The sequence below is a fragment of the Clostridium sp. AF50-3 genome (assembly GCF_003477445.1).
GTDB lineage: Bacteria > Bacillota > Clostridia > Lachnospirales > Lachnospiraceae > Otoolea > Otoolea fessa.
The window spans coordinates 74714-86024 of sequence record NZ_QUDH01000012.1; the positions used below are offsets into that span (position 1 = coordinate 74714).

General features: G+C 50.0%; 7 protein-coding genes. All 7 read right to left on the bottom strand.

Going from position 1 to position 11311, the window contains the following annotated elements:
* Positions 1-633, bottom strand: coding sequence for a DUF5052 family protein (locus DW085_RS13340; protein WP_118493135.1), 633 nt, complete (start codon positions 631-633; stop codon positions 1-3).
* Positions 630-1451 carry a DUF262 domain-containing protein gene (locus DW085_RS13345; protein WP_118493137.1) on the bottom strand — a complete coding sequence of 274 codons (822 nt, stop codon included), beginning with the start codon at positions 1449-1451 and terminating at the stop codon, positions 630-632. The genes DW085_RS13340 and DW085_RS13345 overlap by 4 nt, the downstream gene beginning before the upstream one ends.
* Before the next feature lie 82 nt (positions 1452-1533).
* Positions 1534-1746: a hypothetical protein gene (locus DW085_RS13350; protein WP_118493139.1), complete on the bottom strand. Its 213-nt coding sequence runs from the start codon at positions 1744-1746 to the stop codon at positions 1534-1536.
* A 12-nt stretch (positions 1747-1758) separates the two neighbouring features.
* The gene (locus DW085_RS13355; RefSeq protein ID WP_118493141.1) at positions 1759-1959 is read right to left on the bottom strand and encodes a hypothetical protein; all 201 of its coding nucleotides are present in this window, start codon (positions 1957-1959) and stop codon (positions 1759-1761) included.
* Positions 1960-1968: 9 nt separating this feature from the next.
* Positions 1969-2514 carry a hypothetical protein gene (locus DW085_RS13360; RefSeq protein ID WP_118493143.1) on the bottom strand — a complete coding sequence of 182 codons (546 nt, stop codon included), beginning with the start codon at positions 2512-2514 and terminating at the stop codon, positions 1969-1971.
* A 216-nt stretch (positions 2515-2730) separates the two neighbouring features.
* Positions 2731-6621, bottom strand: a complete 3891-nt coding sequence (locus DW085_RS13365; RefSeq protein ID WP_118493145.1) for a BspA family leucine-rich repeat surface protein — start codon at positions 6619-6621, stop codon at positions 2731-2733.
* 65 nt (positions 6622-6686) lie between these two features.
* The gene (locus DW085_RS13370; RefSeq protein ID WP_118493147.1) at positions 6687-11111 is read right to left on the bottom strand and encodes a SpaA isopeptide-forming pilin-related protein; all 4425 of its coding nucleotides are present in this window, start codon (positions 11109-11111) and stop codon (positions 6687-6689) included.
* Positions 11112-11311: the final 200 nt, after the last annotated feature.

Here is an 11311-nt window from a genome sequence, read left to right on the forward strand (position 1 = left end):
TTACTGCAACAGTGCCTTATCGATGATCTGGAAATTGGCCCGATGGATATACAGGGCTTTCCCGTCAACCATGAGTTTGGTTGTCTTCGGGAGGTCATCGCAAACCTTCCAGTACACCTCATCCCCGGAATATGCACAGATCGGGTCGCCAAGCTGGGACTGGATGACCACAACCCGGGATTTCCCGAACAGGTTCCGGTACCGGTTTACGATCCCGGCGACCGCGGTGTTATCCGCGATCCCGGATGCCGTACTGGTGATCGTCTCCGGAGCCTTAAAATCCACCTCCGGTTCCAGTCCGTCTTCCGCAAAGATCATGGTGCTTCCGCAGCTTTCCACTTCCCGGCCGTCAATAATGACGGTCACGACGCTGGACAACGTCTGGACATAACCCCAGCCACCCGATGTATACGTGTATTCATCCACGATATTCGACTTCAGGTTGATCTTCTGCCCGCTCATCGTCATAAACTTATCTCCGTCGTTGGAATAAAATGCTGCCTGATAGGTGTTTCCTGTGATGGTCCCGTCCAGCTCATTCTTTTTCTCCTTGAATAACGCGCATCCGGATAATCCGACGCAGGTTAATGTGAATGCCAGAATGAGCAGCCACTGTTTCGTATATTTTTTCATGCCTGTTTCTCCTTCTTTTTCTTTTTTTCCTGAAGCTTTTGAAGCATTGCCTCCACGGAACTTAAATGCGCTGCGTCCATGCGTTTTCCTGTACGGTTCAACATCAGGAAGCACCGCAGGATCGTTTCCTCATCCGGGCGGATCAGGTCCGCAACCGGAATGGTACGTTCTAAGAATACATGCCGGTCACGGGCGCCAAGGTCATTAAAATAATAGCCATGGTACGGGTACCGGTTCTCGTAATAACCGCGGAGCGCATCCAGGCGCTGCTTGCCGTCCAGGATCTCGTAAAGGGATCCGGATGACTGGCATACTTCGTAATCCCGTTTAGCAAAAACCAGCTCTCCGATCCGGATGTTGGAAAAGATGCTGTCGATCAGAAGTTCCTTATCCTCCTGCTCCCAGACATACCCTCGCTGATAATATGGGTCCATATCCACACCGAAATGGTAATACCTGGTCAGGACTCCTTCTATGGTATACGGGCTGAAAGACAGCCTGATATCGCGGTTTCGCTCCAGTGCGGTGACGACTTCTGTCAGCGGGCGGATCTGCGTCCACGGAACCGCATAACATACGGTCTCGCCCGTTTCTGTCCCGGTTTTCTGCTTGGTACACCGGATCACGTAGATCTTCCCATCCGATAAAACTTCTTCCACAATGCTTTCTTCCATGCTCCCGTACCGGATCCTCTCCCCGACATCAAACCGGTAGGACGGTTCACCAAGACGGGGAAGAACGTCCTGCAATCGGGAAAGATCGGTTTTGATCTGGTCCGCACGCTGTTCCTTGAATGTTCCTGTTTTCGCTTTTGCCATAATGGCCTCCTTTTAAAGTCAGGGGCGTTCCAAAGAGGCGCCCCTTGCATTCGTCTGCTTCCAGCATGAGCCGGACCGTTTTTTAGTCGATCACCGCTATATACCGTTCGCTGACTGCGGGTCCATACAGGCTTTCCCTGATGGGCTTATGCCGCTCGCGGTAACGCATATTTCGGATCGCGCTCTTTTCAGAAACCGCCCAGGTATATCCCAGGCTTTTCCTGGATTCGGTGACTACGCCGTCCCCGTAATGGTACACAAGGGTACGGAAAACCTGGTATCTTTGTTTCTCCATGCCGGTTCCTCCTTACGTATGCCTGTCTGCTTCCTCCCTGCGGTCAAAAAAACCGTGGATCAGGCTCAGAACATAATTTTCGCGTTCAATGTCCGATCCCGCCTGTTCCAGATTATCTTCGATCTCTTTCGTGATACGAAAACCGAAATCTGTTAACAGCTTTTTCTTGAGTCGGATATCTTTCGCTTTGCTTTCTTTCTCTCCTTTGCTCATAAACTCCTCCTAAATAAACGGGAAGCCCTGGTCTGCCTGTATACCGCTTTCCGGTGCTGCCGTAGCGATCGTAAGCACGAACGCACCGGCCAGACTCTGCTGCAAGGTGTGGTGCACGCAGTTAAACGCGCATAACTCCTGATAGAGCCTTTCTTTTCTTGGCAGTCTGCAGTCATCCTGGAAATACTGGAACCTTGGTTCCTCTCTAAACGGCATTGGAGAACCTGCCAGCTTGTCGAATGCTTCTTTTAAGGCATCGAAATGCTCATAAAAATATCGCTGGGAGGCGAGGTTTCTCTCATCCCAGTGTCCGCCACGCTTTTCATCGCAAAGATACGTATACGCCATGGAGATGGCGCATGCGCAGGATAAGATCGCAAAGTTATATGCGGCATTCGGGTTCGCATTCACAGTCTCCACCAGTTCCTTTGGGCGGAAGCTGAAGCTGTTTGAGATGGTTTCCAAGGCAGGAATCAGTACGGCCGGATGTCTCCAGCCTGTTTCCTCATGCCAGTCCACCTGTTCCAATTGTTTCGTGAAATCGTTTACTTCCATATCATTTTCTCCTTTCTCTTTTCCTTGTTTGATATGTACGTCTTCAGTATGCGGATGCGGGTGATGAAAAAATGGTAGAAAGTAGGAAGAGGCGTTCCGGGAACGGAATGTTGCCTGAATTGGCATGGAAGAAAAGCTGAGATGAAGGCAGTTTGTCAATTTGGCAGAAAAAGAGAGGGCTGACGGGTGCCAGTCCTCTCTGCAAAATCGATTGTGTTATGAAGTTGGAGTAAAGGTTCCATAGCTGTCCCATGTGCCGGCACGTTTGGTGAACGTCGGGTGGGATGGGCTCTTATCAAACATATGATAAAAATCTGTAACATTTGCTATTTTCCAATCATTAATAGCAGACGCATTTACCAAATTCTCGCATTGATTGAACACGTAACGCATGTTAGTAACACTACTCGTATTCCAATCTTTGATAGGTGTCAAATCAGTAATGCTTGTACAATTCTCAAACATACCAGACATGTTAGTGACATTTTCTACATTCCATGTTGCAAGCCCTGTCAAGTCTGCGAGCTTGCTACATTGAGAGAGCATAGCACTCATATTGGTAACATTACCTGTATTCCATGTTGCAAGCCCTGTCAAGTCTGCAAACTTGCTGCATTTAAAGAACATATAACTCATATCGGTAACACTATTTGTATTCCAGTTTGCCAGAGACGCCAGGTTGGTAAGCTGGCCGCAGCAATCGAACATAAAGCTCATATTGGTAACATTACCTGTATTCCATGTTGCAAGTCCTGTCAAGTCTGCAAGCTGGCTGCATCCGTGGAACATATATCTCATGTTGGTAACATTACCTGTATTCCATGTTGCAAGTCCTGTCAAGTCTGCAAGCTGGCTGCATCCATAGAACATCGAACTCATAGTTGTAACACTATTTGTATTCCAGTTTGCTAGAGATGCTAGGTTGGTAAGCTGGCTGCATCCACGGAACATATAACTCATATCGGTAACACTATTTGTATTCCAGTTTGCCAGAGGCGCCAGGTCGGTAAGCTGACTGCAACCCGAGAACATAGAACCCATCTGAACAACATTGCCTGTATTCCAGTTTGCCAGAGGCGCCAGGTCGGTAAGCTGACTACATTGAGAGAACATAGAATACATCTTAACAACATTGTTTGTATTCCAGTTTGCTAGAGATGCCAGGTTGGTAAGCTGACTGCATCCATAGAACATCTCACTCATATAAGTGACATTATCTGTGTTCCAATTTGCAATTGGGGTCAGATCGGCAAGCTGGCTACATCTACAGAACATGTCATTCATATGGGTAACGTTCCCAGTTTGCCAATTTGCGAGTGGAGTTAAATCTGCAAGTGCTCCACATCCATAAAACATAAACGACATTACTTGAACATTTTCCACGTTCCAATCAGCAAGCGGTTCCAGGTCTGTAAGAAGGGCACAAGAAGCAAACATTTGATTCATATCATTGATCTTATTAGTCTGCCAGTTCGATAATGATGCGATATCTTCTAACGCAGTACACCCCATAAACATAGATGACGTTTGAATTAATTTATTAGTATTCCATGTTGCTAATCCGCTTACATCAGAGAGATTAGAACAAGCGGCAAATAAATATGGCATGGTAGATACATTTTCAGTATTCCAATTTTTAAGAGCATTTATGTCCGTTAATGACTCACATTGATGAAACGCACCTGACATAGTTCGCAATGTTTTGAAATTCCAATCTTTTATCGGTGTGATATCGTTAATACTGCTGCAGCAATCGAACATATTATCTATATATTCCGTGTGCTCAACATCCCATTCAGACAATCCACTTATATCCCTTAAATTTGGATATGCATATTTTGGAGTCGATGAATATTTGCCAGTTGTCATGTTCATTCCGCCACTAGACGAGCTACAAAATAACTGTATTAAATTTTGAGCATAGACTTTTTCTGCTTTTGACCACCACTTTAGCGCCGTTCCGTCTCTCCATAAATAAATTGGAGCTTCAGAGTCTTCCGTAGATATAAGATGCGCTTCATCTGCCATGACATCTTCGTCCGGCATCACTAAAGATCTTTGGAATGCTGTAATTTCTTCTGTCGCAATGGCAATATCAGCCATCTTTTTGCCGAGACCTGTGTTTCTGCTGGATGTCAGCAGAGTCGCTGTCAGAGCTTCCCACTTTGCGTATACGGTTATATCTTCCGAACAATCTTCCAGTACGAATTCTTGTCCGTCACTGCACGCCGCATCCGTATACCATCCCGCGAATTTCTTGGTTACATGGCTCGGTTTCTTTTCTTCGCCTGTCACGATAGCATTGCCGATTCCTTCTCCTTCTACGACAGCGTAGAATCCATAATAATTGCATCCGCTGTTATCCGACCGGAAAAAGATCTGCACCGTATCTCCCTGGATGGTAAATTCTTTTGTGGTCGTTGTCGTCCCACCCAGTTTTCCACTTTTAGACTGGCTATAGTTGCTTTGAGTCGGTGTGATATCCGAGCCTTCGTATAAGCATACCCAGTCGTAGTTGGGGCTTTCTGTCTGGTACGTGATAGTCACTTTCAGGCTCTCTGCTCCCGGGATCGTGGCAACCTGATTTTTCGTCACGTTATTCCCGTACGATCCGGAAGTCTGCACGCCGTCTGCGTCGACATTATCCGTTTTTACTGTCTTGGTGATATGCGCCTTATCACTCTGCGCGTAAATCACCTGGTTTAACGCACTGGAGGTATCTTCGCCAAAATATCCCCCATTTGCGTTATAGGTTACCGTAAACGGCTGCGGCGGGATCTGTAAGTTTACTTCCACGCTGAAGCTTCCGGATACTGTCATGCCATTTTCCGTATAGGAAACGTTTACGGTATAACCGGCACCCGAAGAGTTGTTGTTTCCGGTCACCGTGGCTGGGTCCAGCTCCAGATCTGAAAAGCGAATGGTCTTACTGCTTCCGTCATCATAAAATGCTATTGCTTCCACGTCATCTGCAGTGAATTTGTAACTGTTTTCGGTCTCGGACTCGATCATGGCAGGTCCTTTATAAGCCACCTGCAGTCCGGTCAGCTTCGTCTTTGCATTTACTACGTTTGTGGTATTGCCGGTATGACTGAACTTCTCGTACTGTGAAATGCTGTTAGCAAACGTTACTTCCGCCTCCTTTTCGGATGTGAGGACTGCGGTTGCCGTATCACCGGCTACCGTTACGTTTGCTCCTGCGGTAATGCCATCCAGTTTATAACGTTCCGTATCCCGTTCCCGGATTGTATAAGTTCCGGCTGGAATCCCGGAAAGAATGACGTTTCCAGTGGTGGCGCCTTTTACCAGTGTGATGCTCTTATTCCAGGTATGGGCAGTGCCGTTTACATCCGTGCCAGCGATCTCAAAAAGGAATGTCGCGTTTCCAAACGGCTCATACCATTCATTGATCTCCTTCCGGATCGTGATCTGCACCTGTTCCGCCGGATCATAGCAGGTCAGCGCCTGCGTGGTCGTACAGTTTGCTTCATTGACTGAGAAACGGACCTTGTCCCGGCTGATTCCGTATCCGGCTGGTGCCTTGGTTTCTTCGAAGTAGTAGCTGCCCCACTCCAGACCCGTTACCGTGATGGCACCGTCTCCGTCCGTGGTAAGTCCTTCTTTTACCAGGCTTCCGTCGTTTTTATACAGATTAAACTGCGCATCTTTTAACTTCTTCGTCTTTGTGGCTTCATCCATCTTGGTTAAAGTCGCGGAGCCTAAAATCTTTTCATCTGCGACCCGCACGGTCTGGACCGTGTCTGCATTGGAGGCATCCACCGTAAAAGATAACTGCGCATCTGATTTCTGATAACCCTGCGGGGCTTTCGTCTCCAGGAAATAATAATCACCCCAGGTCAGCTGATCGACGATAGCCGTGGCTCCGTCCGCCCCGGTTACCAACCCATCCTGTATCAGGGTGTCTGCGGTTGCGTTTCCCGTCAGCCCTGTATCTTCTGCCTTCTGATAGAGAGCAAATTCTGCGTTAGAAAGCGGCATGCCGTCCGAAGACAGCTTGATCAGTTTCGCGGAGCCGGTTTTTCTGTCATCGGTCTGGCTGATCTTTACTACGGTATCTGCGGTGGTCGCATCCAGGTCCGTTTCCACCGGTTCTGCCGCCAGGGTGTATCCAGCCGGAGGCACAACCTCGGTGAAACGGTAATGGCCAAACTTTAAGTTTCTACCGTCAGTTCTCCGGCCGCGTTGGTCTTTAAATATTCGTATAACTTCCGGTAACTGCCGTCCGCTTTTCTTACTGCCACGTCGTAGTAGGCATTTTTAAGCGTCTTGCCGCTGACTGCGTCATACTTGGTCAGACGGATGGATGCGGCCTTTTCTGCGTCTTTTGCGGTAACAGCTGTATGGATCGTATCAGTTTCCGCGTCATACTGGGCCTTTCCGATCTCAAAGGATACCGGGGCTTCATCCATTTCGTAGCCTGTCGGTGCCTCGGTCTCTTTCAGGTAATAGCTTCCCCATGGGAGTCCGTTTACGGTCAGGGTTCCGTCTGTGCCTGTGATACAGGAAGATTCCTGTCCGGAGGTGCTGTAGGCATAGCTTCCATCCGAACCGGTAAGGAATACCTGGGTACCGTCTGCCTGGTAAAGCTGGTATACTGCCCCGGCGATCGGTCCGCGGGTCTCATCGTCCGCGTCCAACTTGGTCAATGTCACGTTTCCCGGGATCCGGCTGTTTTTGATCTCGATCGTCTGTGGGATGTCGGTCACGGTAAAGGTATGCTTTCCGGTGATCTTCTGATATCCGGCCGGTGCCTGTACCTCTTCCCATGCGTATGTCCCCGCGCGCACGTTGTTCATCACAATGCGGCCCATGGAGTTTAAATCCTTTTCTCCATCGTCAAACAGTGCGGCACCATCCGGTCCGTAAACCTGGAACTTCGCGCCGGTTAGGGCAGCGAAATGCTCGGTTCCGTCCTCATCGGTCTTCGTGAGATTATCCCCGTCCACCTTCTGGAGGACCAGTTTTCCGATGTTGTCCAGGAGCTTTACCTGCGTTTGCGCAGAGCTTAAGGTATAGGTTGTCTCATACTGCCCGGTCAGTCCGTACGCGTCGTACTGCACCGTGTACTGGTTAACGGCACGTTTTTCGATGAGGTTCCGGTCTTTCGGCGCGCGCATGTTGATGAGCACGTATGCCATCTGCCTGGTCTTCATCAGTCCGTCCGCCATATTGGAAGTGTCCAGAACGACAGCGATGCTCTTTACGGTCGAAAGATCCACCGGTGCGTCTGTACTCCAGCCGGAAGCACCTAAATCAAATTCCTGATTTTTGTCCGTAGAATAATATACGGTCGGGACCAGCCCCATCTTTTCTGCCTGCGCGGTATCCACACTCCGGAAGGTGCCCTGCCAGCCGCTGGCGATGGTCTGGTAGCTGTCCTTATTTTCCCCTGTCTGCGCGATCTTTGCACCCTGCTCGATCCGGTCAAAGAATACGATATTCTTTGCGTTGGAAGAACCAAGGCCGAAGTCCAAGCGGTAGGAGTAATCGGACTTTTCCTGTTTGACTGCATCTTCCGCGTCATTATAGAGCCTTGCCACGGTATCGGTCACGAAACCGGTGGAATAACCACTCTTGACATATTTGGATACGTATTCCCTCCACTCAGTCGCGTCTTCCTTGATGGTCACGCGTGTGGCGTAGTAGGCATGCTTTTCTTCGGTATCCCCATCCTCGTCCAGGTCATAGTGATCCGTACGGACAGAGCTTCCACTGATCTTTGCGAGGCCTTCATCGTGCGCGATCAGGGCCGATTCCGGCATATAGCTGTTTCCAAGGGATAGAAAATCCGCGTAAGTGAGGCTTACCGGGAATGCCATGGATACGGAAGTAAGCTGCTCTGATGCGAGCGGGGCATCCGAGAAATCAAAATCCGCCACGATCGTGGTCTTCCCGTTCCACTCCGTCTGCCGGATGGAAACATGGGATGCAAAATCATCCGTCTCCCCTCCGGTGTATGCAGTGCCGCTTCCGGTCACGGTAACCTCATCCTCATCCGGGTCTGCTGTCAGGCCTTCCGGGAGTACCGCATAAAGTGAGAACTTCTTTAAGGTACCGCTCTCATCGGATTTTAAGGTGCCGGATGCATGGATGACGCTCTCAAACCCGTCTCTTCCGCCTCCGGCGAATTCATCGGCTGTTACCCCGGTTTCCAGTGCTGTTACCGGGTCTCTCAGCCAGACATTGGAATAATCACGCAACATCCCTTCCCCGAATACATCCAGGTCACGGTCTGCCAGGATTTTTCCATAAGTGCCGCCATAGTCATCGACCGTCTTAGCACAGTCATTTTTTAAGACCCCGTTACCATCCCGGTACAGGGACCGCATGTAAGTGAAGTTCACCAATCTTGCAGAATGGTCCACACGCTCGGATTCCTCTTTTGCCTGCTCTTCTTGCCAGTTTAAATGCAGGCGCACGCCGGTCTGGAGCTGGAACGAGTAGGAGCCGTCGATGTCCTTAACAAGGACGTAGACTGCCTTGACACCGTCCGGAAGCTGATGGACCGTGCCGGCATCCGTCGTTCCGGTCGCAATAAGCTTATACTGATCCGGTGCTTCATCCTGGCTTTCAGCTCCGTATACTTCGTAGTCGTATACGGTCTCGCCGCCATTTGGTAAAACCCGCACAAAAGCCATGTCATATTCGTGGTCTTCCAGGGCCCGCATGGTACCGTTCTTTAAATAGACAGCGATCTTGTCATCGCCAAGGGCTAAGCCATAACGCTGACTTTCGGAAATGCCGCTTCCGGTGACCGTAGTCTCCTTGATATCCTCATCTGTCTGTGCCGCTGCTTTGCGCGGCGCATTGGAGACGGTTGCCTTTCCCACGCTGTCATCAGACACGGTAACGTCTTCTGCAGCATCCGTTTCCGCCGCAAAGCTCTTGATGGCAAAAAGGCCCATAACCTTGCTCCAGAGGGAAGTGTCCGCCTGGCTTAAGGTGATATCCGGCAGGTAGTCCTCCTCTTCCTCCGCATCGGAATCCGTCGCCGTGATGACGTCCGCCTCTTCCGGATACTTCTCGCCGAATGTGACGGCGTCAGAAAAATCCGCATTTTCGGAAACCAGATCATGCTCATACCAGGAGAGGTCATTCCAGTTTTCCGGAAGTTCTTCCGGATCCGTTTCCGGTTTCTTTCCCATCAGTTTCCGGTACCACGGTTTCCAGAATGTATCATCCTGTTCCGTAGAGGATGACTCCTTTTCGTCTTCCGGGTCAGGGTCATCATTTTCCCCTAAACGGTCCTCTCCAGTTTCTGACGCAACGGCTATCTGCGCCTCCGATGCGCTTGCAACAGCCATACGTCCACGTCTTGGTGCGCGGGCACTCCGTCCGGACGAATAACTCCGGTCGGAAGTGCCGGACAGGACGAATGGAATGACCGCGCCGCTATAAAGGCCGGTCGCGTTCATGCGGTCGGTTTCCTTTACCGGAGCGTCATGCCGATTCGTCCATTCGTAGATCTCATGCTGATAGTTAACAGACCACTGGTTGTAGACATAACCGGCATGACTGAAGCTGTAGCCGTGCAGGGTAAAGGTATCGTCCGCATCGACGCATTCATTTTCTCCCGCGTCCACCGTCCAGTTCTCATCATCCTCATATAACCGGTCCAGATGGGCATGAAGGGTCACCTCATTGCCTTCCAGAGTTTCTTTTTTAAATCCGATCCGGTAGGAGACCGTGTAGGTGTGCCGGTTTCCGGATGAAGTCAACTCCACCAGATTTCCGTACCGTTCCGTAAAAAGGTCGAAGGTCAGGTCATCTCCGGATACGGATACCGGGATTTCCTTATACCGGGTTCCTTCCTTGACGATCACATCATCACCAGACGTACCGGCTCCGGATACCGTCATGGCCAGGGTAGATTTATAAATCCCTCTTGCTAACCAGTCGTTATCAAACGATACGGAACAGTCGTACCAGATGTAGTCCTTATTTTCTTTTTCATACGCCGAGCCGCTGATGGTCTGCCGGGTCATGTTGATCCGGTAACGGTCCGGCGTGGACGTGAAAGCAAAGGATAACGGTTCCATCTGGATGCCTCCCGCATCCGCAACGGAAAAGTACGGGGATGACTCCATGGCGTACCCGTTCTCACAGTCTCTTGCTTCCAGGGTCCATAAAAGCTCAAAACCGCCGGACACGGACTGTCCGGATGATACGGCAAATTTGTTGGTAAAACGGTAGGTATCACTCATCGGATCCCAGTCATAGTTCCATTCGGAATCGCCCTGGTCCGCCGCCAGCTTATCTGCCTTGACGGTGCCGGAGCGTTTCACGCCGCCGATTCCCGGGATCACGAAGGAAAGGCTCCCGGCCGGATAATCCTTTGCAGCATGATCCATCCGGTAGGTTACCACGATTTTGGGCTGCCTCATCTCATCGGACGTGGCGTTCCATGTGTAGTCTTTGGAAAGTGTATTCCAGGCGACGTCAACCTTCCAGCCATTCAGGTAGTTCTGGTAGACCGGTTCTTCCGCGATGGATTCCAATGAAAGGTTCATCAGGATCATCACGACGGAAAGGATCCAGGCCAAAAAGCGCCGGAATTTCTGTTTTGTTCGGAACATTTCTTATCCTCCTTATTTTTGTAACGGCGGTTTTCCTGCCGCCATCTGCAGGCGCATGCAGCCGGATATGCAGTCCGCACCGGCATCCGGCTCACCCGTATGGCTCTTTGATCGTTGGCATAACAGCACCCCTCTTTCCCTGTCATATAGCAGAAGCTTCTCATTCAGTATGTCGCATTTTGCGATTTTTCCTGGCGCAT